The organism is Syntrophomonas palmitatica JCM 14374 (assembly GCF_001311885.1).
GTDB lineage: Bacteria > Bacillota > Syntrophomonadia > Syntrophomonadales > Syntrophomonadaceae > Syntrophomonas_A > Syntrophomonas_A palmitatica.
The window spans coordinates 75999-99352 of the sequence record NZ_BBCE01000006.1 but is presented as its reverse complement, the minus strand read 5'-3'; the positions used below and the strand labels follow the sequence as shown (position 1 = coordinate 99352).

The following is a 23354-nucleotide window of genomic DNA, read 5'->3' as shown; positions in this document are numbered from 1 at the left end:
AGCTTGGAGGCATTTACAGCAAAGGTGGTAATGAGCATGAAGGTACTGGTTTTTGGTCTCGGAGCTTTGGGAACGGTTTATTCCTGCCTGTTAAAAAATCAAGGCCATCAAGTATATGGTGTGGATATAGAAGCTGTAAGCACCGCGATACAAAAAACGGGAGTAAAGGTCCATGGTATATGGGGAGAGCATGAAGCCGCTTTGGACAAGGTAGTCAGTGATATTCATCTGCTCTCTGAGGAGACTTTTGACCTGGCCATAGTAACCGTTAAGGCTTTTGATACTATAGCCGCGGTACAGGAAATCAAAAAGATTCTGCATGGAAAAACTCTCGTGATGCTGGCCCAAAACGGATACGGCAACTATGAAGCGGCTTCAACCATAATTCCCCGTGAGCAAATAATCGTGGCCCGGGTAATTTTCGGTTCGGAAACTGAAGGCCCCGGCCTGGCAAAAGTAACGGTAATTGCTGATGATGTGGTAATTGGTTCCCCCGAAGGACTGATCGATATGCCCTGCCTGGAGAATTTAGCAGAAATATGCAGCTCTGCGGGTATTCCCACCCGCGCCTCCCGGGAAATCATGCAATATGTCTGGGGGAAAGTGATATATAATTCGGCTTTGAATCCATTGGGGGCAATACTGGAAGTAAATTACGGCAAGCTGGCGGAAATGGCCCCCACCCGTCAACTGATGGACGATATGATTGAGGAAGTGTTCGCGGTATTGTCAGCTATGCAGCAGACGGTATTATGGAAAGACGCCTCAGAATATAAAGAAGCGTTTTATGGTCAGATGGTACCAACTACAGCCGGGCATCATGCTTCCATGCTGCAGGATATTCAACGCGGAAGGCGCACGGAAATAGACTCCTTGAATGGCGCGATTGTTGAACTCGGTCGGCGCCTGGGAGTACCTACGCCTGTACATGCGGTTATTGCCGCTTTATTAAGAGCCAAAGAAACTATGTTCTTACGTCAGGATTAAGGTATAACCCACGGTCTTGTCTTTATCTAATTTTTAATACTGCCGGTTTTCCCTCGATCATTTAAAGCAAATTTAATACTAAAAGTGGTGCCTGACGGACCGGTATCTATAGCGATAGCGGCTCCGTGCCGCTTGGCTATGCCATAACATACCGCCATGCCCAATCCCGTTCCATCATCCTTGGTCGTAAAAAAAGGAGTGCCCAGTTTTTCTATGACATCTTTGCTCATGCCATGACCCTGATCCTGAACCGATAATACAACATTTTCATCTTCCATAAAGGTCATTATGGTCAGCATTCCGCCTGATGACATGGCCTCCAGACCGTTGCGAACCAGATTTAGCAAAAGCTGGCGGATTTCTTTTTCGTCCAACAGCAAATCAGGCACATTGCCTAATTTAATACTGATATACTTTTCCTGCGACATAGCGTCCGCCTGAAATAAGGGCAGCATATTCGATATAACAGAATTAATATTCTGCATTTTAGGTTCGATAAGCTTATCTTTAGCCAAAGATAGAAATTCCTTTATTATCGCGTTGGCCCTGTCTATTTCCTCAATCATCAGGTTAAGGATCTCGCTGTCTTCAGCGTATTTCTCTTTATCATTTAAAACCTGCAGGAAACCGCGTACTGTTGTCATGGGATTCCTAATTTCGTGGCCAATGCTGGCTGCCATCTGTCCTACCAGGTTCATGCGATCCAGACGGGTTATTTCCATTGCCATCTTCTTGCGTTCGGTTATGTCCATTATTATGAAGAGCAAACACGATTCATCACCGATATCAATGCTTTCCGCTGAACATAGTCCCAACAGCAATTGTCCTGATTTGGTTATAAAACTTAACTCTACATCATGAAACGATTCCTGATGTTCAATGATTTGTTTAATAAGGGTTGGTTCGTTTGGTTCCTTCCACAGTCCCAAATCCAATGATTTATGACCTATAAGCTCTTCACGGCTGTAACCCGTAATCCGGCAAAGGCTTTGATTTACGTCAATAATACGCCCGTCGTTTAAAGAAATTATAGCCATAAGCAAAGGGCTGGCATTAAAAGCTTTGGAGAAGCGTTCCTCGGATAAACGCAGTATTTCATCCAGGCGTTTGCGGTCAGTAATATCTTTCACAACTACCAGCAGGTGATGGCGCCCGTCCATTTCTATTATTTCCCCGGAAACAAGGGCCGTGATAATCTCTCCGGATTTAACCCTGAATCTGAGTTCCAGCCCGCTGACACTGCATGGTTCTTTAATAAATTGGTGAAATAATCCCTGTCTGCGGTATCGACCCAGATTCCCAATTCAAACGCGGTATGTCCTATAGCCTCATATCGTTCATAACCGGTAAGCTGTGTAAAGGCATCATTAACATCAACATAGCGTCCATCTTCCAGAATGCTTATGGCAATCGTATCCGGGCTAAATTTGAATATTTTTGAAAACTTCTCCTCAGATTGCCGCAGGGCCGTTTCCGCCAGTTTTCTGTTTGTAATATCCCGGGTTATTAAAATAATCGATGTGATTTCATCGTTGTCAATCAACCAGCTGCCGACTGTCTCCACATAAAGGTAGTGACCATCCGCATGCCGACAGCGATAATCAATCCTGGCCGGCTGGCGGTTTTTCATATATTCAGTAAATTCTTTCCTGACTCTAACCTCATCATCTGGATGGATTACATCTATAAAGAATGTACCCAGTGTATCTCGGGGTTCATAGCCCAAAACCGTTTTAAAAGCCGGGTTAGTGTATTCAATAAATCCCCGGTTGTCAACCTTCATATAAATGTCCCGCATATTTTCAGTTAATTCACGCAGATGGGTTTCGCTTTTTCTCAACTCCTCCACCGCCTGGTTTCTGGAAGTCAGATCCGTGACAAAACCGTAGTAATAAGTAATCTGCCCTATATCATTTAAATATGGATGGATAAAAACCTCCACCGGTATCCTGGTTCCATCCTTGCGAAGGTATTCTTTTTCATAATGCAGGGCTTTTTTGGTACGATAGACTTCTTCAATCGTATTTTCCTGTACTTCATGCCATTCTGATGGTGTAAGATCGTGATTCCAGGTCATATTTAACAACTCTTCCTCGGTAAATCCCGTTAATTGACAGAATGCATGGTTAACCAGAAGTATACGACCATCTTTAAACCCGATCAGAAATGGATGCGCGGAATTAGCCACAGCTTTGGCCATAAGCCGCATCCGTTCCAATTCGTCCAATATCACAGCCTCTTCATTTTCGGGCATTCTCCCAATATAATTAGTCAATGACCATGTTCCTTTCAGCACTGACGCTTTTCACTTTCTTAAGTCATAATAAACCAATGCAGATAAAATTTTTGTCACAATTAGGTGTTTTTTGCCTTTTTCGTAATTTATAAAGAAATATCCTTACGATTAAAAAGATTGGCGAAGCAGTAAAAGGTTTGGGCCTGCCCACGTCCCGAGCAGACTTATCCACAGCCAATCAACGAAAAGCATGCTTTCCTATAAAAAAACAAAGAGACCGTGCCAAAACTTGAAGTTCTGGCACAGTCCCTTTGCATAATGCTTTTTATACCCTGCCGCCATGATTTTTAATTATCTGTACCGCCTGGCTTACGTTCTCTTCCTTGGTTATCACAGTTAAAAGGAAGGGACTTCCTCCCGCCATACCTGCTCCGCCATCCGCCATGCCGCTGGCCGAGTCAGAGGACGCCAGCAGCGGGTCAGGACCCTGAGAACCGCTGCTGGCCGAATACAACGTTGGTCCGCTTAAAGTTCGCGCATTGTTAATGGGACCGTTAATATCTTTATTATTGTTAAGACTGTAACGAGATACTCTGTCTACCTGAATGGAATCTGAATCCTGCACTAAACCTGCGTTTACTATTTCTTTAGCGGCGGCGCTTGCTTTGGTACTGGAAGGGAAATAAGCCAGTATGCTGCGTTCTCCCTTGGGTAGTTCCATTTATTCACCCTCCATGCTTTTTTGCTTAGCATGACCGTAAATAACTTGCTTATACTGGCTTATTCTTCCTGAATTATTCCGAACAGCGCGGACTATAATCCTCTGCATAGTCCCTTACAACAAATCCCCAGTAATTATGCAAAACTACCCTTAACAATTTTCAGCTTGAGGACCTTTTATCTTTTTTTCATTTATGTTATATAATTATAAGATTAAATAGAAAGAGGTGTACCGGGACTTGGGCCTGTCAAAACACCGGAAAGGAGTAATTAATTCATGAAAAAAACCTGGTATCTGGCATTGTCGATAGTTTTATTGTTGGGATTTATTCTCGGAGCCAGCGTAGTTGCCAAAAATACTGGGACTCCATTGTTATCGGGCTTAGAAGGTACGGTAGCGAAAACCGGCAGCATACAAAACAGTTCCGCTATAGCCGCATCCACTCCTGCCATGGGTGTAGCTGATATTGCAGAAAAAGCGGGTCCGGCTGTTGTAAATATCGAAGTTAAAGTACGGGTTAATTCAAATTTCCAGGACTTCTATTTTAACGACCCCTTCTTTAGAGAATTTTTTGGAGACAGAATAAGAATTGCGCCCCAGCAGCAGTACGAAAACGGAATCGGCACAGGTTTATCATTTCGCAGGATGGTTATATCATCACCAACCAGCATGTTATAAATAATGCGGAAGAAATTACCGTAAAGCTTTCCAGTAAAAAATCAGCCATACCAGCGCGGCTGGTGGGGCAGGATTACGAACTTGATTTAGCCGTGCTAAAAATAGAAGGCAGCGGCTATCCCACCCTTACCCTGGGAGATTCGGATAAAATGCGCGTAGGCGACTGGGTGGTGGCCATAGGCCAGCCTTATGGATTGGATCACACCGTTACCAGCGGGGTTGTTTCCGCCAAAGGCCGCCCCATAAGCATACAAGATCGTAATTATAAAAATCTCATTCAGACCGATGCCGCTATCAACCGGGCAATTCCGGCGGTCCGCTGCTGAACATGGCCGGGCAGGTCATCGGTATTAACACCGCCGTTAACGCTGAAGCCCAGGGAATCGGTTTTGCTATTCCTATTAACACCGCTTCTGAAGTTTTGAAGGAATTAATGAACGGGCAAAAAGTTATCAGGCCTTACATGGGTATTAGCATGGCCGATATTAATGACGAGATTATTCAAAAACTTAACCTTCCGGCCAGTATACAGGGAGTGCTTATTATGCAGGTTATGTCGGGCAGCCCGGCAGCCGTTGGGGGAATTAAAGCCGGGGATATTATCCAAAAGGTTAACGGCAAGGAGGTAAATGCCGGCACCGATATTCAAAGCATTGTTGAACACAGTAAGGTGGGTCAGAAGCTGGAAATACAGATATGGCGCAGTGGCAAAACCGGAACTGTGTCAGTAACTTTACAGGCCAAACCCTAGATAACCTGTAATTAAGGCGGGGATAACCTCCTCAGCTACAAACGGATTGGAGCCCCCGGAGAGAACAAACATCACCGGTCGTCCCGCTGCATAAGTCCTGATTTTTTGAGCGAACTCTTTAAAGGCTCCCGTACTTAGGTAGAAATCGCCATAGTCCTGGCCATGTCCATCATGACCAACTATGGCGATTAGAATTTGGTATGACCAGTCCCGGTGCATATACCTGTCAACAGATTCTAAAAATACCTGGTCATTGGCGCCATCGATAAGTATTCCGAAATTATTCCGCCGGGCATCTTCATAAGCATAATCTTCATCAGCAAAAAAATTCAGGTGAATCACTTCAGGATCAGCAGCTAAAAGGTCTCTGGTCCCATCTCCGGAGTGCGGATCGATATCTATGACAAGTATCTGATTGACTCCCATAGATTTAAGTTTATTTACCGCCATAGCAACATCATTGTAATAACAAAATCCCCAGCAATAGTTGTATCCGGCATGATGTCCGCCGCTGCCTACAAAACAAAAAACGAAATCCGCTTCCCCGGCGGCTAAAGAAGCAGCAGCCTGAACCACTCCGGCAGAGGATAACAAGGCCACTTCATGGTATCCCGATGCTTTTACCCGTTCTATAAGTAAGGGATCATGGGTTTGCGCCAGCAGGCACTCAATTTCTTCATCTATTTGGGGCACTCTGAGCTCAATTAATCCAGCCTTTATCAAGGGTTGAACGGCAATAAATCCAGGTTTCACCCGGTGTCTCAGGGTTGTGTAACCATGATCCGCAAAATCCGGATGGTAATAAACAGCCGCTTTCATATGATACCTCCGATCCAATTTGCAAAACGGTTTTTAGGATGGTACAGGTTTGGTAAAATAGTACTGTCAAGGAGGATATTTTCTGGTCGGTATAGAAACTTATAGTGATTTATAACGTTCGCTGTTTGCGATAATTAAACAGCCACAGATATAACCGTTGATTATTACAGATTTTCGTTCATTATATTTCAAATGGAACCTGAGTAACCAAATGGTTTAAGATATACAGCTAATATTATAAATTTGGAGGGAAAAGATGGCCAGGATTATGATCGTCGATGATTCGGCTATAGCCAGAAGAAATCTGCGCACTATTTTAACCAAGGCCGGACATACCATCGTATCTGAATCGGAAAATGGGCTGCAGGCCTGCCGGGAATATGAACTGCATCAACCGGATATTGTCACGATGGATATTACCATGCCGGTTATGGATGGTGTCACCGCAGTTAAAAGGATCCTGGCCGATTTCCCCAATGCCCTCATAATCATGATAAGCGCTATCGATCAGAAGAATATGGTTATGGCCGCAGTAGAAAGCGGAGCCCGTCATTATATTATAAAACCATTTTCTCCGGAAAAGGTCCTGGCGGCTGTAGATACGGTGTTGAAAAAATTTGGTCAAAACCAGCAGAAAGCCGCCGCTTCCCCCAAGGCCTCTGCCCCGGCAGCTATCAGCAATCCGACCAACAAGGAACCATTTGATATAGAGAATCGCAACGGTACTTTCATTATTTATATCAACCAGAATTTTACCAACAGCCATGTCCCATCACTTGGTCAAACCATCCAGGCCTTCCTTTATGTAAAACCGCTGCGAATGGTTTTCGATTTCGGTTCTACACAAATTCATGAATTTACGGTCATCAGTAACCTGCTGGATATAATGAACCGGGTCAGGCAGGCCGGAGGGCTGGTTATGGCCCGAGCCGAAGATGCCAAAATCGTAAAAATAATAAGTGAAAAAGGCATAGACTGCAATTAAAGCAGCGACGGCAAGATGGTGGCAATTTGCGGGAATACCATAAGAATAGCCACACAAACCACAATAGCAAACAAGAAAGGCCAGATGCCTTTAAAAATAGTCTCTAAAGGCACCTCGGGGGCGACGCCCTTTATTATATAAACATTCATGCCCACCGGTGGGGTTATCACTCCCATTGCCACTACCAGAACGATAATTACCCCGAACCATATAGGGTCATACCCCAGGTTCCTACGGCGATGGGATAAAAAATGGGAATGGTCAGCAAAACCAGAGCCAGGGCATCAATAAAACACCCCAGAATTAAATAAATAAAAATAATGACCGCCATTACTTCCCACGATGGAAGGTTCATGCCCGCGGTCCAGCTAGCCAGCTCATAGGGTAGTCGGCTTATGGCCATAAAGCGTCCGAATACCATGGCGCCCGCCACCATGAGCATTATCATTACTGTGGTACGGGTAGAGTCTAACAAGGATTTTTTAAATCCTTCCCAGGTAATCTGTTTTCCCAGCAATGCGGCCAATAGAACCCCGAAAGCTCCCACTGCGCCTGCTTCGGTAGGGGTAAAGAAACCCGCAAAAAGCCCCCCCATAGAAATGAGGAAAACGATTAAGACTTCCCATAGTCCCCCGTTTAAGGCTTCAACCCTCTCCTGCCAGCTGGTTTTCGGTCCTGGCGGACCTAATTGCGGGTTCCTCCAGGTTAAGAAAATTATTGTCAGCTGGTATAAAAACATCAGCAGAATGCCGGGGAGAATACCGGCAATAAACAGCTTGCCTATAGATTGTTCGGTAGCCATACCGTATACAATAAAGATTACGCTGGGAGGAATTAATACCCCCAGGACCCCGCCCGCGGCCACACTGGCTGTGGCGATGGAATCATCATATTTGTATTTTTTCATTTCCGGCAGGGCAATGGCCCCCATGGTAGCAGCTGTAGCCGTATTGGAACCGCAGATGGCTCCGAAAACAGCACAGGCCGTCTGAGTCGCTATGGCCAGCCCCCCCGGCCAGTGCCCGATCAGGCGGTAAGCGAATATATACAGTCTCGAACCGATGCCTGAATAGTAAGCCAGAAATCCCATCCATACAAACATAGCTATTACGCTCAGGCTGTATGAGGAAAATGTTCCGAATAAGTCACGAGCCACCATGTTCATAGCGGTGGGAAATGAGGTAAGATAAGCAAAACCTGCAAAACCTACCATGGCCATACCATATGCGATAGGCATGCCCAGTATTATCAAGGCAAAAAACAAGAATATTCCAATTAAGCCAGCGGCTACAGGGGTCATGGCAATACCTTCCTTATTGATTCTGCGGTTTTTATTATCAGCACCAGACCAAGGGCTGCAAATCCGAGGGCCACCATATAGATAAACGGAGCCAGCGGTATGGGGGTGGTTGAAGCCACCATACCGCTTTTGGCTGTAGTTCGGGCATAATCTACGATAAACCAGGCTGCCGCTCCCCAAAAAAGCAAGGCCGCTGCATTAATAACGGTTCCAATTAGACCCTGGATCTGAGGAGATAATTTCTGATACACAAACTCGATGGCTATCTGCCCGTTTTGCAGGGCGCAGTGGGCCAAGCCCACTGCTATACATACTGCGGTTAACAAACTCACATAATCAACCGTGCCCAGCAAAGGGCGGTTAAATATCACCCGTAATAAAATGTTCAGAACTACTACAGCCATAATCGCAACCAGACAAAACCCGGCAAACCTGTCCATCGCGCGGCTTATGGCCTCGATATACCCTTTGAATTGCTCGTTCACTGCTGCCTCCAGAGCTTCCTACTTATATTGCCGGTTATATTTATCCGCCAGGGACTTGGTCAGATCCAGTGCTTTTTGCCCATCAAGGCCCTGTTTTTTCATTCTGTTCACATAATCAGCTTGAATGGGTGTAACCAGCTCGACCCAGCGTTTAGCTTCATCCTGGCTGAGCTGAATGGTTTCCATCTTATTTTCTTTTATAGCTCCGTCCAGAGCGCTCTGGTTCTGTTTATCCCACAACCCCATAGCCACATCGGCAAAGAATTTCTCGTTTAATTTATCAATGGCCTGCTGGGTTTCAGGGCTTAATTCATTCCACTTATCCTTATTCATAGTGACAAAGAATAGAGTATTGTACAAAAATGGGGTTTTGGTAATGTATTTGGTTACTTCGGCCTGTTTCCAACCCTGCAGTACCTCAATGGGACCCAAATTGCCCTTTACCAATCCCTTGGACAAAGCGTCATAGGCTTCTGATTGCGGCATAGCCACAGGGTTTGCTCCCAGGGTTTTCAGGGTTTCGGCGCTCAATCCGGTGGCGCGTATCGCCATACCCTTAATATCCTGTAGTTTATTCACCGGGGTTTTGGTGTAGAGGTCTCCCGGGCCGGTAGTTAAGACCATCAACAAATGTGTATCCTGTACTTCCTGGGGATTCAATTCCCGGATTCCATCCCAGGCCACGCGGCTGGCTACCTTGGAATTATTATAAGTAATACCTGGCAGTTCAAAAACTTCGCTTAACGGGAAGCTTCCCCTGGTATAGGAGAAACAAGAGATGCCTATATCGGCTATTCCATTCTTGACCCCGCCATAGATTTCCGTTGCTTTGAGCAGGGACTCCATCGGATAACTGGTGATTTTTACCTGGCCTTTGGTAGCCTGCTCAATTGCCTTAGCCCAGGGCTGTACAAGCTGGGTTTCCACCGGGTGAGTCGCCGGGAAAAAGTGGGCCAGTTTTAATTCCACCGTTTTTACTGGTTCGTTTTTAGCAGCAGGCTCGTTCTTAGCAGCTTGTTTCTGGGCGCAGCCCGCCAGGCTCAGCATCATCACCACCAACAAAATGCCAATCGCTTTTCTTCCCACATTTGCCTTCCCCTTAAAAATCCGTCCTACCTTCAAACCTTTCACTTCCCTTTCTCCTTCTTCTGTTTTGGGCAAGAAAAAAACTCCCGCAGGAGTAATCGAAGATAACGCTATATCAAATAAACAATACAGCATTGTTCTTCCTACCGTACTGGCCTTGCTACCCTTTGTGCTTTCCGGACCTTCAACCTGCCATCCTGCAAAGTTTTTTCCCTACCGTGTTGCATCCAGGCCAACCATGCCTGAAGACATACTTAAATTTTTTATTCTACATATAATTACAAAATCCTGCCGATTGCAAAAGATTATCGGGCATGGATGGTGCCAGGTACAAAACAGGAGGAACAAATCTCTGCTTTGAGTTTGTTCCTCCTGTTTATTTGCTGCCTCCCAGGACTGCAGGCCGCAACCACTGATTAAAACAACCAATTAGGCAATGAGTACAGCTAAAACAATATATCTGTGTTCAGCAGCGGTTTTAAAACTCCTACTCGACTGTAACGCTTTTGGCCAGGTTGCGGGGTTTATCTACGTCAGCGCCGCGAAGCACCGCCATGTAATATGCAAAAAGCTGCAGCGGCACTACCGATACCAGGGGAGCCAGGATAGGATTAACGCGCGGCAGCAGAATTTGCTCGTCACATTCCTGGCATTCCTCCTGCAGGTTTTCCTTGCATATGGCCACCACCACGGCACCGCGGGCTTTAACTTCCTTTATATTGGACATGGATTTCTCCACCAGCTTATCCTGGCTGATTAAGGTTAACACCGGCACACCCTTATCAATCAAAGCCAGGGGGCCGTGTTTCAATTCACCCGCCGCATAGGCTTCAGCATGCACATATGATATTTCTTTGAGTTTCAAGGCTCCTTCCATAGCCACAGCGTAATCCAAACCCCGTCCCAGGAAGAAGGTACTCTGTACGCCTTTATACTTTTCAGCCAGTTTTTTTACTTTATTGTGTTCTTTTAAAACCTGTTCCACCATAGTGTCCATATATAAGAGTTCGCTGGCCAGTCCCGTTAATTTCTTATCTTCATAGGTATGGCGCAGGTCGGCGACATATAAAGCCAGGAGATACATTACCACTAATTGTGTAATATATGCCTTGGTGGAAGCTACCGCTATTTCCGGTCCGGCATGGGTATAAATAACCCGGTCCGCTTCACGCGCTACTGCACTTCCTACAACATTGGTAATCGCTAAAACTTTAATGCCATGGCGTTTAGCTTCGCGCAGTGCGGCCAAAGTGTCTGCGGTTTCACCCGACTGGCTGATAACGATTACCAGATCCCGCGGCTTCCAGAGCACATCCCGATACCTGAATTCGGAAGCAATATCCGTTTCCACCGGTACGCGGGCCAGTTTTTCAAGCGCCAGACGCCCTACCAACCCGGCATGATAAGCTGTACCGCAAGCCACGATAAAAATCTTCTCCGCTTTTTCAAAAACTTCATCAAATTCCAGGGCGGAAAAATCAACTCTGCCCCCCTGTATACGCCCGGCCAATGTCTTGCGAATAGCTTCGGGCTGCTCATATATCTCTTTTAACATAAAGTGATCAAAGCCGCCCTTTTCCGCGGAAACCGGATCCCAGGTGACTTCAAAAACCTCTTTTTCAATAGGCTGGCCGTTAATATCTGTAATTTCTGCCGAGTCAGAGGTCAGAACCACAAATTCATTGTCTTCCATGATGTATACCCGGGAAGTACGCCCCAAAATAGCAGGAATATCTGAAGCTACATAGTTTTCTCCCTGGCCGAGTCCGATTATTAAAGGGCTGTCTTTTTTCGCGGCAATAATACGTTCAGGTTCATCTTTGCTGATAACCGCCATGGCAAAAGAACCATGTACGCAGCTTAAAGCGCGTCTCACAGCTTCCTCCAGCGAATCCGTATAATACTTCTCAATCAAATGCGCCAGGACTTCGGTATCAGTTTCAGATAGAAAATCGTGTCCTTCCAGTATCAAATCTTTCCGCAGGGTCGCATAGTTTTCAATGATGCCATTATGCACTACCGCAATTCTGCCGGTACAATCAGCATGGGGATGTGCGTTGTTGTCACTGGGTACACCATGGGTTGCCCAGCGTGTATGCCCGATCGCTAAACCAGTCTTATCCGTCAGGCCCAATGCAGTCACTAAATCAGCCAGACGTCCCTTTTTCTTAACAATTTCCAGATTGCCGTCCTGATACATAGCAATTCCCGCTGAATCATAGCCCCGGTATTCCAATTTGCTCAAGCCGTCTATAATTACCGGCACAGCATCACCTCTGCCGATATATCCCATAATTCCACACATAAATAAACCTCCAAGAATAGATATAGCCACAGATGAACCCAGATGCGCACTGATGGACACAGCTGATTTAATCTCTGCTTGCAAATCGTCAGTATGCCTTAAGATCAGTTTAAATAAGTTTTATAAAATAAAACTTTTATTAACTTATCTGCCCTGAAAACCCTACCGCTTCGGACAGATACCAAGCAGTTTTTACGTTCTAATGATGACCCGGAAAGAGTCAGGGATGTCTGTGTCAATCTATCAATAATCTGTGAAAATCTGGGTTGAATCGTTATCCTATACCACTGCAGGGCCTTTTGTCTCCGGCATTGCTGCCGGGGTTTGTAGCCATGCTGTCGATGGTGGTAACACCGGGGGGCACCCGCCGAAAGTTCGATAAACCCCCTCCTCGTCACCCGGCAGGTCAAGACCTGCCGGATCAGGCGCTTTCATTATAATTTTTATTTAGCATCACCGCCTTTGGGTATATTTTTTGAAAACCTGGTTTTTTCATGCTCCCATTACCTTGGTAATCGCTTTCTTTATTCCGCCAATCACCTCCTCCAGCAGATACTGATCCGGCCCCTGGGCCATAATTCTTACCAGAGGCTCAGTCCCCGAAGGTCTTACCACCAGTTTGCCATATTCGCCCAGGCGGGTTCTGGCTTCTTCCATTGCCGCCCTCACCAGATCATGCGACAATATTTCATCCTTATTTTCCAGGCGAATATTAACCAATATCTGGGGCAGCTTTTCCATTTCTCGGGCTAACTCGGAAAGCTTCATGCCGTTGCGTTTCACCACTTCGGCTAATTTAAGCGAGGTTAATAAGCCGTCACCGGTTGTAGCATAGTCTCTAAATATTATATGCCCGGATTGTTCTCCTCCCAGTAACGCGCCGGTCTCCTGCATTTTTTCCAGCACATAGCGATCTCCGACTTTACAGTTTTCCACCCTGATATTTTCCCGGCGCAGGGCAATATCCAGCCCTATATTGCTCATTACGGTCGCTACCAGCATAGAAGGATTTAGTTTTCCCTGTCTTTGTTTATCCAGAGCGCAGAGCAGCATAATATAATCACCGTCAAGTTCATTGCCCAGTTCATCAACAACAATACAGCGATCAGCATCGCCATCATAAGCTATTCCCAAATCTGCCTTGTTTTCAAGTACCGCACGGCGCAGACCCTCAGTATGGGTTGAGCCGCAGCGTTCATTTATATTAATGCCATTGGGATTATCATGAATGGCAATGACTCTTGCACCCAGTCGGCGCCAGAGTTCCGGACCTGTACTATAAGCCGCCCCGTTGGCGCAATCAACCACCAGACTGATATCATGCAGTTGTTCACTTAATTCATAGCAGGAACACAGGTACTGCAGATATTTATTCTCCGCTTCTTTTACCTCATAAACCCTGCCGACATCCGCTCCCCGAGGACGAGGCAGAGCGGAAGTTCCGCACAGCACCAATCTTTCAATGTCATTTTCTATCTCGTCCGGAAGCTTAAAACCATTGGGGCCAAAAAATTTAATGCCATTATCCTCAACCGGGTTATGGGAAGCAGATATTACTATTCCGCACGAGGCCTCATATTTTTGCGTCAGGTAAGCGACTGCAGGTGTAGGTATGATACCTGCAGTCAAAGCGTCAGCGCCCGTTGAACATATACCCGCAACCAAAGCTGCTTCCAGCATGTCTCCTGATATGCGCGTATCTTTTCCCACCAGAATCCTCGGTCTGCTTCCGCCAGTTTGACGGGCGAGAACATAGCTGCCAGCCCGGCCGAGATCAAAAGCCATTTCAGCAGTAAGTTCTTCGTTGGCTATTCCCCTAACCCCATCGGTTCCAAAAAGACTCCCCACTTTTTCTCCTCCTCAAAAGAGATTCTCTTTTCTCGCTGCAGTGAATATTTTATTAACTAGGCAGTATTGTAACAACTAAACATATACAGGTAAATCTTAATATTTTACAATCATAGTGTCATTCATGCTTAGATGCCGTGCATTGGTAACTCCGCCGCGGTTTAAGGGCAAACCTTGTGCAGAACAAGCATAGCCAGTAATTATCTTCTCCGCCACCTTCAAACCATCTACGGCCGAACTGACAATCCCTCCCGCATAACCTGACCCTTCTCCGCAGGATAAAGATTAACAGCACTGACAGAACACATATCCTGACCGCGTTCAATCCGCAAGGGGGCTGAACTGCGGGTTTCCACCGCTGTCAATACCGCTTCTTCATGTATGAAACCAGGCATCTTTCTGTTCCAGGCAGCTATTCCGCGGGCCAGGACCTGGCAAATCGGTGTGGGCAGCAAATCCCACAGGTTGCAGGAACTCACCCCGGGTTTATAGGTAGCCAGAGAACCCTCCAGGGACTCCCCCTGTTTTTTTTGCAGGAAATCAGTCATCCTTTGTGATGGAGCATAATAATTTCCGCCGCCTATTCGAAAAGCTTTTCTTTCCAGATGCTCCTGGAAATCTAATCCGCCCAGGGGAGTATAATTCCAATCTCCCGGTTTTACACTTACCAGGAGTGCGCTGTTGGCAATGCCGGAATCACGCGCCTGATAACTCATGCCATTGGTAACCACCTGCAGAGGCTCTGAAGCTGCCGCTATTACATATCCCCCCGGGCACATGCAGAACGTATACATAGAACGCCCGGTTTCACGGTCCTGGTAAGTTATATGATAATCAGCCGGTCCTAACCTGGGATGACCGGCAAATTTTCCATATTGCGTTTTATCAACGTACCTCTGGGGGTGTTCCACTCTTATCCCTACCGCAAATGGTTTGGGTACTATTTTCACCCCTTTATGTTCCAGCAGACGATAGATATCACGCGCACTGTTGCCAACCGCCAGGACTAATACTGAAACGGGAATCTCCAGGCTGCTATTTATTATTATGCTTTTTATACACCCCTGGTTAATATTTATATCTGTAAGACAAGCATCAAAATAAATTTCTCCGCCCCGGTCGAGTATCTCCCCCCTGATTTTTTTAACCACCTGGCGAATGATCTCAGTACCTACATGGGGTTTTTTTAAATAAAGTATCTCCTCGCTGGCGCCATAATCTACGAAAGTCTGTAATACGCTGGTCACACGCTGGTCATCAATACGAGTGGTAAGTTTGCCGTCAGAAAATGTCCCGGCGCCGCCTTCACCGAACTGGGCGTTGGCTTGAGGGTCAAGTATTCCCTGTTTCCAAAATTTTTCAACCGCGGCCACCCTTCGGTCCATATCAGGTCCGCGCTCAATTATAACCGGTTTAAAGCCTTCCCTGGCCAGGGCCAGAGCACAGAAAAGCCCGGCTGGTCCTGAACCAACTACCAGGGGGGGATATTGCAGGGAAACCGTACCGTGCGCCAATGGCTGCGGCACAGGAGTTTGCCAGGCAGCCAGCCCGCGCATATCCAGGATTTCTACGGGCAGCGCCACCCCTTGGTTAAGTTCCACATTAATCGTACAGGTAAACTCAACCTGATTGCGCCGCGCATCCACTGCCTGCCTGACCAGCTTTAGCTCTTTAATATCGGATTTTTTTATTTTTAATTTCTTGGCCGCAGCGATATACAGGTCTTCCCGATGATAATCAAGGCCCATCCTTAAATCGCTCAAACGAAATATCATGATTTCGAACCTGCCTCAACACTTTTTTCGATTATTACTTCTATTAATAACTTTGAAGGAAAAACCTTTATTGAATCGGGATTTTGTATCTCAACTTCCTGTACAAATGATTGCTTTTTACCGGTAAGATCAATTTCTTGAGTGGTTATTTCCTCAATACCGGCCAGCTGATCTTTTGTGCCTAACAGCTCAATTTTATCCGGCTGCAAACGCAGGCCTGACATTTCATAGCCATATTCTGGATTTCCCCGGGTAAGGGCTTTAACATTCACGACTTTATGTTCCAGATTTTCACCTATTACAACATATACGCTGGCCCGGGCGGGAAGCAACCTGATTCCCTGCTCAATGGGCTGGCCGTTTTTATCCAGTGCTCTGAGGGGCACTTCCATCGCCTTGCTCTGAGTAAGCCCGGCAAGCTGCAGCCAGCATACAACGCGCGCTGCCCTGGTTACCTGGCTTTGTTCACCGCTAACCAGGCAGTTTTCGGGTACCGGTGTAAGATTAAGCACCCGGTAAGCAGGTGACGGGGACTGCAAAACCTGGGGTTCTATCTTTAAGCTGCGGTTATTTTTCCGGCTGAGGACAACTTTAACCTGGTCCGGTTCTACACGGGTAAACATAGCCCCCTCTGCAGCTTTCACCCGCACCGGCAGGCTGTATTCCCCTTCGTCAAGCCCGGCTAGATCTATATAAGCTGCGGCCTGGGGCGTTCTCGAAACGCTCCCCATATTCTCAGAGATACATTTTCAGGCCCGGCAGCGCTTAGGCCCTCACCCAGGTTAAGATAACGCAGTTTTACCTGCGCGTAATCGCTCCCAACCTTGCCCTGTTCCTGATAACCAATATAAAACCATAGCAATAAGGCTAGTATGACCGATATTATTTTAAGCCCGCTGTTTCTTTTTAAACTTACATTTACAGACAATGACCCATTACCTCCTGAACCACGAGGTATCATTACCGGTTTCACCCAGCTTTTTCTCAAGCATTAACTTGAGCTCATCGATACCAATGTCCCGCTTAATTTCTCCATTATAAGCCAGTGAAACCTGCCCGGTTTCCTCAGAGACAATAAGAACCACCGCATCTGACACTTCGCTTATTCCCAGTGCGGCGCGATGCCTGGTCCCCAGTTGACGATCCAGGGCAGGATTGTCACTTAGGGGCAGAAAGCAGCCCGCACGTTCGATACGAGTGTTTCTGATTACCACTGCTCCATCATGTAAAGGAGTATTGGGAAAGAAAATAGTTTGCAGAAGGCTGGCAGAAACCAGGGCATCCAATCTGGCGCCGCTTTCCAGATATTCGCCAATGCCAGTTTTCCTGGCCACAACGATTAAAGCCCCTGTGCGGCTGCGCGATAACGACTGGGCGGCAAGACAAAGTTCCGCAACCATTTCATCGTATTCGCCTTTGTCACTCCACAAACTCCGCATTCCAAAAAGACCGCCACGGCCTAACTGTTCCAGGAAACGGCGTATTTCCGGCTGAAATACTATAGGCAGGGTAATGGCAAATAATATCCACAGCTTTTCTGTCAGCCAATTTACCATGGTGAGTTTGAGGAAACCTGCCGCAAGCGTAAAAATAAGCAGGAGCACCAATCCTTTAAGCAATTGCTCGGCTCTGGTACCCTTGATAAGCCCCAGCAGGCGGTAGAGAATATATGAAATTATAGCTATATCAACCAGGTTGCGAATTATATCCCAGGGACTGGCAAATATACCGGTTAAAAAAGTAAAATCCAAGTTTGCACCTCCGGGATGCTTATAGCTCAACTTTCGCACTTAACTTAAGGCAAGCATATTGTTCTGCTCCTATAGTTAACATGAAACCGGCTGACAACGGAATAAAGCGTTATGATTGCCTTAAGTCAAGCAGTATTTTACCTTACATAATATATCAAGCGCAATTTTTCCGCCCCGATTATATTATCTATTGCCGTGATAGTGGAATACCAGCAGTATACCCTGGCTTAGATTGATTTCAGCCCTATCATCGCTGATAACATTTGAAACCGCATAGGGATTTGTTTTCTCTATAACCGCATTCTGCAGGGGATAAACAAATCCATTTTCACATACCCCTTGAACCTGGTCGCTTAGAGCCAGTACAGAGACCAGGTCTCCCTTACACCCTTCCAGCCGCAAGCTGCCTGTAAGCAGATAAATGGTGCAGTCGGGGGAATAATGTTTTATTTTTTTCCCGCTGTGCGCCATATCCAGACCGGCGTAAATATTGGACATGGTAAAATCCAGTCTTTTGCCCAGAGTTCCCACCAGGACTATGTCATCTGCTCCCAGTTCCTCTGCTAAAGAAAGAGCCAGCTGCGTATCGGTGAAATCTTTAGAACGCGGATACTTCTTAAATTTTACCCCTTGCAGTTGGTAATATTCTCTAATTTCAGCGGTGATAGAATCCAGATCACCAATAATATAATCGGGATTTATTCCCAGGTAGTAAGCATAGTTGGCGCCGCCATCAGCACATATCACCAGATCAACATTTTTCACCAGGTCTTTATAGGCATCCATCACTCCATATTCGCCATTGGCGAGAACCATGCACTTCAAGCGTATATCTCCTTTTTCCGACAATTATATATCCAAGGTATATTTTATGCCATGGAACTATTGTCCTGGCAATATTATGTGCTGATCGGGCAGGCAATTCTGTCTTTATACGCCTGGTTTCTAAATTGACAAACAAAAAGGCGTTAATTATAATGCTAGTAGCTTAAATGTGGCAAAGGAGGGAACAAAGTGACTTACGAAATCACCGATGAGTGTATCTCCTGCGGAGTATGCATTGATGAGTGTCCGGTGGAGGCGATTAGTGAAGGCGAGGACAAATACGAAATCGATCCAGAACTGTGTACCGATTGCGGTTCTTGTGCAGATGTTTGTCCAGTCGAAGCTCCCGTGCCGGTGGAATAAAACTCATTTATATAGGTGCTTAATAAAAACCCCATTCAGGGGTTTTTTATTTTGAGTCAGCAATTACCACCTGGTTGCGTCCTTTACCCTTGGCCTGATAGAGAGCATCATCAGCCTTTTTAATCAAGTCGTCTGAACTCATCGCGCTGCCTGATGACATATCAGCAATTCCGAAACTGGCTGTCACTCCCACTTCTGTATTATCCGCTAACACCGTTCTCTGTTCTCTGAGCATGTTCCGCATCCGTTCCGCTATATTACAGGTTTCATTAATATTGGCCCCGGGCAGGCAAATGATGAATTCCTCCCCGCCATATCGGCCTACAAAATCATACACCCGGCAAGCCGAAGTCAGGCATCGGGATGCGTCCTGCAGTACACGATCACCCACCTGGTGTCCATATCTATCATTTATATCCTTAAAATGATCCAGATCAGCAATAATAATACCCAGGTGATTGTAACCGCGCTGAGCGCGATTTATCTCCGCCTCCAGTCTCTCCATAAAAGCCCGGCGATTTAAAAGGCCGGTAAGATAATCGGTGCTGGCCATGCTGATAATACGTTGTTCAAGTTCAATTATCCTTTCCCCGATTCTTAAGCGGTATTTCAGCTCCTCCGGATGGAAAGGCTTTATAATATAATCGTCCGCGCCTGAGTCGAGCCCTTTTATTACATCTTCCGTCTTACTTCTGGCCGTAAGCAAAATAACGTACACATACCGGGACGGATTCATTTTTCTTAGTCTTTCGCAAATCTGAACCCCCTCCAGGCCCGGCATCATCCAATCCAGTATAGCAATATTAGGGCGGTTTTCTTGTTCCAATACGGCCCAGGCTTCATCGCCATTGCGGCACAAAATCACCTCATATCCCCAGCTGTTAATATAATCATTAAGAATGCGCAGGGACAGTAAATCATCATCCGCTATAAGAATCCGCATTTTCCCAGCTCCCTTGTAATCTGATCTTGCTTTAATTAGGATTGAGGCATTTTTTAGGTCGTTTGTCCTCTTAGAATAGGGTAATATGGAATATATAAGCATGTGACGTTATTATTATAATATTTTATATTTGTGGAAATGTGTATATAATTTTTATCGATTTTTACGGTTAATCCAGTCCAGGAAAATCCATCTGCCTGAGTGCCTCATATATAATAATCGCTGCCGCATTAGAAAGGTTTAATGACCTTCCCATGTTAATCATGGGTATGCGGATATGTTTATCCGGAAACATCGATAAAATGTCCTCTGGCAAGCCCCGGCTTTCGGCGCCGAACACCAGCATATCATCCGGCTGGTATGATACGCGGTTATAATATTTTTGGGCTTTCGTAGTGGCCAGGTAGAAATTGGCGTCTTGATAATGTTCAAGCAATTCATGAAAACCAGTCCAGCGTATTATATTTACATATTCCCAATAATCGAGCCCCGCTCTTTTTAAATACCGATCCTCAAGTGAAAACCCTAATCTGCCCACCAGATGCAAAGTACACCCCGTCAAAGCACAACTGCGCGCAATATTACCGGTGTTTTGCGGAATCTCCGGTTCCACCAGGACGATATGCATAGCAAGCCTCCTATCTAAAAAGTTAGGGGTTAAACAGAAAAATTAAAGCCTTTTGTAAAGCATAAAAGTCTGTGAAGTCCATGTCCAGCAAATAATTGATTTAATAACGGGCAAACTAGAACAAAATTACGAAGGAGGCTGGTACTTCTTGCAGAAAAGAAATTTATCCTGCTATGCGGCTGTGTTTCTGGTTCTAATATTTATATTCAGTTTGGCCGGATGCCAGCAGCAAAGTAAGAAACCGATTCCGGCGCCCATGCCAAGCAAAAAACCACTGACCCTGAAGAAGGAAGTCACTAAATACAGCTCAGAACCCAGTTTCAGCATTTATCGCACCGCCACCGGCGCCAAGGAAAATATTAAACTGGAAGAATATCTTAAAGGTGTGGTAGCTGCGGAAGTAGGTCCCAAATATCCCCTGGAAGCTATGAAAGCGCAGGCCATTGTTGCCCGCACTATGACTTTGGCTCTGATTAATTACGAAAACGGGACGCGCGGAAAGCATCAGACGGACATGAGCGACTCTCATACAGAATTTCAGGAATACGACCAAACCAAGATTACGCCTATGATATCACGGGCTGTAGATGAAACTCGCGGACAGGTGTTGTTATACAACGGTAAATTCGTCTATGCCCTGTTCCATTCATCTTCTAAGGATAAAACCGCCAGCATCGAGGAAGGTTTTCCCAAGCTTAAAAACAAGGCTGGTTACCTGGTTCCAGTAGCAACCCACGGCATCAAATATGCCCCGGCCAAATACCGTAATTGGACGGTTAAGATCCCCCGTTCCGAAATACAAAACATTATGGGCAGCAAAGCCGGGACACTGAATGACATTAGGGTCAGCACCCGGGGACCATCTGGACGGGCTAAAACCATTACCGCAGGCAAGGCTACGATTTCCGCCGTAGATCTGCGCGCTAAAATAGGTCCTGATCGCTTGTACTCTACTGTAATCAGCAGCGTCAAAACGGAGGGCAATAACATTGTCTTTAGAGGCAGCGGCTGGGGACATGGTGTAGGTATGGAACAATGGGGCGCCTATGCAATGGCTAAGGAAGGCAAAAATGCCCAGGCCATTATTAAACATTACTTCCCCAAAGCCCAACTGCACGATATGTATTAAGCTCTTATAAGTCCAAAACTAAAAAAGAACAACCCTGAACTTCTCCGGGTTGTTCTTTTTAGATTAATATCAATCTTTTGCCGTTGATTTACTAATATTAATCCGCTATCCCCTGGCCTTCATTCACAGCGGCAATATAAATGCCGGTTAATATTAAAAGCCCCCCGCTGATTTGGTACCATAGCAGGTTTTCGCCAAATATAAAATAGGCCAGTATGCTGGCTCCCACCGATTCACCCAGGATAGATACCGATACGGTCGGCGCCTGCAAGTATTTCAAAGCCCAGTTCAAAAGACCGTGTCCAGCCAGCCCGGGGCCCAGAGCCATCAATAAAAACAACAGCCAATCCAGATAAGGATAACCGGTAAACCGCTGCCCTGTGGCCAGACAGAACAGGGCCAGGAACAGGCAGGCTACCGCGCAGTTAATGGCGGTATAAGTCATAGTGTCCACCCGGGCACGTATCTGGCGTCCGATTAAATAATAAATGCCCACAAAAAGCCCGCTGGCTAATGACAGCATATCTCCCAGGAAACGGCCCCGGGAAAGATCGCCCTGCGCAATGCAAAATGAACCGGCCAGGGCTATAAAAATCCCTAAAATTGCCATGCGGCCAGGTTTTTCTTTTAATAACACGATCGACAGAACCAGAACGAAGATTACCTGCAGATTCGTAAATAAAACCGAACTGGAAACCGAAGTGTAAGATAAAGAAGTAATCCAAAATCCTAAATGCAAGGCCAGAAAAAATCCTGAAACCATAGTCAGCTTCAAATCCCGGCGTGAAAGGCTCCGCAAGCTGCCGGCCAGACGAGGGCCGCGAATAAAGGCGGCCAGACCTGAAGTAAAAAACACCCGGTATAAAGCGATAATTATGGCGGGAGCCGTACAAAACTTGATCATAATTGAAGAAAAGGACATGCACAGCACCGAGAAAAATAGGGCCAGGTAAACCAGAGAAATCCTCATGTTTAGGCTCCCAGATAGGACTCAATTACTCCAGGATCGCTTTTTATCTGGTCGGGAATACCTTCGGCGATTTTACGGCCATAATTAAGTACGGCAATCCGTTCACATATATTCATGACTAGGTTCATATCATGCTCAACCAGTAAAATCGTAAGCTGCATTTGATCACGTATTCCCCTTATCAAATCCACCAGTTCGACCTTTTCGGTGGAATTCATCCCTGCCGCAGGTTCGTCCAGAAGCAAAAGGGCGGGAGATCCGGCCAGGGCCCTGGCAATTTCCAATTTTCTTTGTTCCCCATAGGCCAGATTATCAGCGTATTCTCCGCGTTTTTCAAACAAACCCACCATTTCCAAAAGTTTCAGAGAACGTTCCCTTATGATTTTTTCTTCCCTTCTGGAAGCGGGCAGGCGAAACATTCCTGAAAATATGCCGCTGCGGGTGACGCTGTGCATCCCCACCCGCACATTATCCAAAACGGATAATTTATTGAAAAGCCTGATATTCTAGTAAGTACGAGCAATGCCCATACGGGCCACGCGAAAAGGCGGAACCCGTTTCATAACCTGATCCTTAAAATAATATTCTCCCTCGGTCGCATAGTATATCCCGGTCAGGATATTAAACAGGGTGGTTTTGCCGGCGCCATTGGGACCAATAATGCCGAATATTTCCCCCGCTTCGATATCCAGATCTATGCCATCCAGGGCCCTCAGGCCGCCGAATTCCTGGCTGATGCCCCTTAATGTCAGAACTGACATTTCGTCAC

At 46.1% G+C, this 23354-nt stretch carries 21 protein-coding genes and 4 pseudogenes; 7 read left to right on the top strand and 18 right to left on the bottom strand.

Translation table 11 applies throughout. From position 1 onward, the window contains the following. The first annotated feature begins 36 nt into the window (after nt 1-36). On the top strand, nt 37-987 hold the full coding sequence (locus tag JCM14374_RS04915; protein WP_054694227.1) for a ketopantoate reductase family protein: 951 nt from the start codon (nt 37-39) through the stop codon (nt 985-987). A 26-nt stretch (nt 988-1013) separates the two neighbouring features. On the opposite strand, the gene JCM14374_RS04910 is transcribed toward JCM14374_RS04915, so the two are convergent. The 3 genes from JCM14374_RS04910 to JCM14374_RS04900 all read right to left on the bottom strand — a co-directional run bounded on the left by JCM14374_RS04910 (nt 1014) and on the right by JCM14374_RS04900 (nt 3944). Further along, nucleotides 1014-2147: a PAS domain S-box protein gene (locus JCM14374_RS04910; protein WP_083453872.1), complete on the bottom strand. Its 1134-nt coding sequence runs from the start codon at nt 2145-2147 to the stop codon at nt 1014-1016. Between the two features lie 5 nt (nt 2148-2152). Beyond that, nucleotides 2153-3241: a PAS domain-containing protein gene (locus JCM14374_RS04905; RefSeq protein ID WP_054694224.1), complete on the bottom strand. Its 1089-nt coding sequence runs from the start codon at nt 3239-3241 to the stop codon at nt 2153-2155. A 307-nt stretch (nt 3242-3548) separates the two neighbouring features. Continuing rightward, entirely contained in the window at nt 3549-3944 is a 396-nt protein-coding gene (locus tag JCM14374_RS04900) for a hypothetical protein (RefSeq protein WP_054694219.1), read from the bottom strand. 276 nt (nt 3945-4220) lie between these two features. On the opposite strand from JCM14374_RS04900, the gene JCM14374_RS14030 reads away from it, so the two are divergent. The 3 genes and pseudogenes from JCM14374_RS14030 to JCM14374_RS14020 all read left to right on the top strand — a co-directional run bounded on the left by JCM14374_RS14030 (nt 4221) and on the right by JCM14374_RS14020 (nt 5373). Then, on the top strand, nt 4221-4622 hold the full coding sequence (locus JCM14374_RS14030) for a hypothetical protein (protein ID WP_207641590.1): 402 nt from the start codon (nt 4221-4223) through the stop codon (nt 4620-4622). Further along, nucleotides 4511-4980: pseudogene (locus JCM14374_RS14025) on the top strand (S1C family serine protease); the annotation flags it as partial. The gene JCM14374_RS14030 and the pseudogene JCM14374_RS14025, both read left to right, overlap by 112 nt. Nucleotides 4981-5055: 75 nt before the next feature. After that, nucleotides 5056-5373 (top strand): S1C family serine protease, encoded by a 318-nt coding sequence (locus tag JCM14374_RS14020; RefSeq protein ID WP_439646063.1) that lies wholly within the window; start codon nt 5056-5058, stop codon nt 5371-5373. Here the strand turns inward: JCM14374_RS14020 and JCM14374_RS04890 are convergent. Continuing rightward, nucleotides 5356-6192 (bottom strand): arginase family protein, encoded by an 837-nt coding sequence (locus JCM14374_RS04890; protein ID WP_054694216.1) that lies wholly within the window; start codon nt 6190-6192, stop codon nt 5356-5358. The two genes, JCM14374_RS14020 and JCM14374_RS04890, sit on opposite strands and share 18 nt — an antisense overlap. A gap of 256 nt (nt 6193-6448) precedes the next feature. Between JCM14374_RS04890 and JCM14374_RS16055 the strand changes: the two are divergent. Beyond that, nucleotides 6449-6802: pseudogene (locus JCM14374_RS16055) on the top strand (response regulator); the annotation flags it as partial. A 371-nt stretch (nt 6803-7173) separates the two neighbouring features. On the opposite strand, the pseudogene JCM14374_RS04880 reads toward JCM14374_RS16055, so the two are convergent. The 10 genes and pseudogenes from JCM14374_RS04880 to JCM14374_RS04835 all read right to left on the bottom strand — a co-directional run bounded on the left by JCM14374_RS04880 (nt 7174) and on the right by JCM14374_RS04835 (nt 18543). Next, a pseudogene (locus tag JCM14374_RS04880) lies at nt 7174-8477 on the bottom strand (TRAP transporter large permease). Next, a complete protein-coding gene (locus JCM14374_RS04875; protein ID WP_083453870.1) occupies nt 8474-8962 on the bottom strand; it encodes a TRAP transporter small permease in 489 nt (162 codons plus the stop codon). The pseudogene JCM14374_RS04880 and the gene JCM14374_RS04875 overlap by 4 nt, the downstream one beginning before the upstream one ends. Nucleotides 8963-8980: 18 nt before the next feature. After that, entirely contained in the window at nt 8981-10123 is a 1143-nt protein-coding gene (locus JCM14374_RS04870; protein ID WP_242848826.1) for a TRAP transporter substrate-binding protein, read from the bottom strand. Between the two features lie 412 nt (nt 10124-10535). Beyond that, nucleotides 10536-12353 (bottom strand): glutamine--fructose-6-phosphate transaminase (isomerizing), encoded by a 1818-nt coding sequence (gene glmS / locus JCM14374_RS04865; protein ID WP_054694213.1) that lies wholly within the window; start codon nt 12351-12353, stop codon nt 10536-10538. 492 nt (nt 12354-12845) lie between these two features. Continuing rightward, entirely contained in the window at nt 12846-14201 is a 1356-nt protein-coding gene (gene glmM / locus JCM14374_RS04860) for a phosphoglucosamine mutase (RefSeq protein ID WP_054694210.1), read from the bottom strand. Nucleotides 14202-14428: 227 nt separating this feature from the next. Beyond that, entirely contained in the window at nt 14429-15976 is a 1548-nt protein-coding gene (locus JCM14374_RS04855; protein ID WP_054694207.1) for an NAD(P)/FAD-dependent oxidoreductase, read from the bottom strand. After that, a complete protein-coding gene (locus JCM14374_RS04850; protein ID WP_083453868.1) occupies nt 15973-16707 on the bottom strand; it encodes a CdaR family protein in 735 nt (244 codons plus the stop codon). The genes JCM14374_RS04855 and JCM14374_RS04850 overlap by 4 nt, the downstream gene beginning before the upstream one ends. Beyond that, nucleotides 16665-16904: a hypothetical protein gene (locus tag JCM14374_RS04845; protein WP_054694202.1), complete on the bottom strand. Its 240-nt coding sequence runs from the start codon at nt 16902-16904 to the stop codon at nt 16665-16667. The genes JCM14374_RS04850 and JCM14374_RS04845 overlap by 43 nt, the downstream gene beginning before the upstream one ends. Nucleotides 16905-16911: 7 nt before the next feature. Next, nucleotides 16912-17727, bottom strand: coding sequence for a diadenylate cyclase CdaA (cdaA, locus tag JCM14374_RS04840; RefSeq protein ID WP_083453867.1), 816 nt, complete (start codon nt 17725-17727; stop codon nt 16912-16914). 183 nt (nt 17728-17910) lie between these two features. Further along, a complete protein-coding gene (locus JCM14374_RS04835; RefSeq protein WP_242848830.1) occupies nt 17911-18543 on the bottom strand; it encodes a thiamine diphosphokinase in 633 nt (210 codons plus the stop codon). Between the two features lie 198 nt (nt 18544-18741). Between JCM14374_RS04835 and fdxA the strand changes: the two genes are divergently transcribed. Further along, nucleotides 18742-18915, top strand: coding sequence for a 4Fe-4S ferredoxin (gene fdxA / locus JCM14374_RS04830; protein WP_054694197.1), 174 nt, complete (start codon nt 18742-18744; stop codon nt 18913-18915). 46 nt (nt 18916-18961) lie between these two features. Here fdxA and JCM14374_RS04825 read toward each other — a convergent pair whose 3' ends face one another. Next, on the bottom strand, nt 18962-19858 hold the full coding sequence (locus JCM14374_RS04825; RefSeq protein WP_054694194.1) for a GGDEF domain-containing response regulator: 897 nt from the start codon (nt 19856-19858) through the stop codon (nt 18962-18964). A 169-nt stretch (nt 19859-20027) separates the two neighbouring features. Further along, a complete protein-coding gene (locus tag JCM14374_RS04820) occupies nt 20028-20486 on the bottom strand; it encodes a tRNA (cytidine(34)-2'-O)-methyltransferase (protein WP_054694191.1) in 459 nt (152 codons plus the stop codon). A gap of 148 nt (nt 20487-20634) precedes the next feature. On the opposite strand from JCM14374_RS04820, the gene JCM14374_RS04815 reads away from it, so the two are divergent. Continuing rightward, nucleotides 20635-21615 carry a SpoIID/LytB domain-containing protein gene (locus JCM14374_RS04815; protein ID WP_054694188.1) on the top strand — a complete coding sequence of 327 codons (981 nt, stop codon included), beginning with the start codon at nt 20635-20637 and terminating at the stop codon, nt 21613-21615. Between the two features lie 97 nt (nt 21616-21712). Here JCM14374_RS04815 and JCM14374_RS04810 read toward each other — a convergent pair whose 3' ends face one another. Then, nucleotides 21713-22585: a DMT family transporter gene (locus JCM14374_RS04810; RefSeq protein ID WP_054694184.1), complete on the bottom strand. Its 873-nt coding sequence runs from the start codon at nt 22583-22585 to the stop codon at nt 21713-21715. Between the two features lie 2 nt (nt 22586-22587). Next, nucleotides 22588-23346, bottom strand: a pseudogene (locus JCM14374_RS04805) (ABC transporter ATP-binding protein). Nucleotides 23347-23354: the final 8 nt, after the last annotated feature.

Excerpts from the sequence above, each read along its gene's own strand:
- JCM14374_RS04915 (WP_054694227.1), top strand. The coding sequence starts at position 37 with ATGAAGGTACTGGTTTTTGGTCTCGGAGCTTTGGGAACGGTTTATTCC.
- JCM14374_RS04910 (WP_083453872.1), bottom strand. The coding sequence starts at position 2,147 with ATGGACGGGCGCCATCACCTGCTGGTAGTTGTGAAAGATATTACTGAC.
- JCM14374_RS04905 (WP_054694224.1), bottom strand. The coding sequence starts at position 3,241 with ATGCCCGAAAATGAAGAGGCTGTGATATTGGACGAATTGGAACGGATG.
- JCM14374_RS04900 (WP_054694219.1), bottom strand. The coding sequence starts at position 3,944 with ATGGAACTACCCAAGGGAGAACGCAGCATACTGGCTTATTTCCCTTCC.
- JCM14374_RS14030 (WP_207641590.1), top strand. The coding sequence starts at position 4,221 with ATGAAAAAAACCTGGTATCTGGCATTGTCGATAGTTTTATTGTTGGGA.
- JCM14374_RS14020 (WP_439646063.1), top strand. The coding sequence starts at position 5,056 with ATGAACGGGCAAAAAGTTATCAGGCCTTACATGGGTATTAGCATGGCC.
- JCM14374_RS04890 (WP_054694216.1), bottom strand. The coding sequence starts at position 6,192 with ATGAAAGCGGCTGTTTATTACCATCCGGATTTTGCGGATCATGGTTAC.
- glmS (WP_054694213.1), bottom strand. The coding sequence starts at position 12,353 with ATGTGTGGAATTATGGGATATATCGGCAGAGGTGATGCTGTGCCGGTA.
- JCM14374_RS04855 (WP_054694207.1), bottom strand. The coding sequence starts at position 15,976 with ATGATATTTCGTTTGAGCGATTTAAGGATGGGCCTTGATTATCATCGG.
- JCM14374_RS04850 (WP_083453868.1), bottom strand. The coding sequence starts at position 16,707 with ATGGGGAGCGTTTCGAGAACGCCCCAGGCCGCAGCTTATATAGATCTA.
- JCM14374_RS04835 (WP_242848830.1), bottom strand. The coding sequence starts at position 18,543 with ATGGTTCTCGCCAATGGCGAATATGGAGTGATGGATGCCTATAAAGAC.
- JCM14374_RS04825 (WP_054694194.1), bottom strand. The coding sequence starts at position 19,858 with ATGCGGATTCTTATAGCGGATGATGATTTACTGTCCCTGCGCATTCTT.
- JCM14374_RS04820 (WP_054694191.1), bottom strand. The coding sequence starts at position 20,486 with ATGCATATCGTCCTGGTGGAACCGGAGATTCCGCAAAACACCGGTAAT.
- JCM14374_RS04810 (WP_054694184.1), bottom strand. The coding sequence starts at position 22,585 with ATGAGGATTTCTCTGGTTTACCTGGCCCTATTTTTCTCGGTGCTGTGC.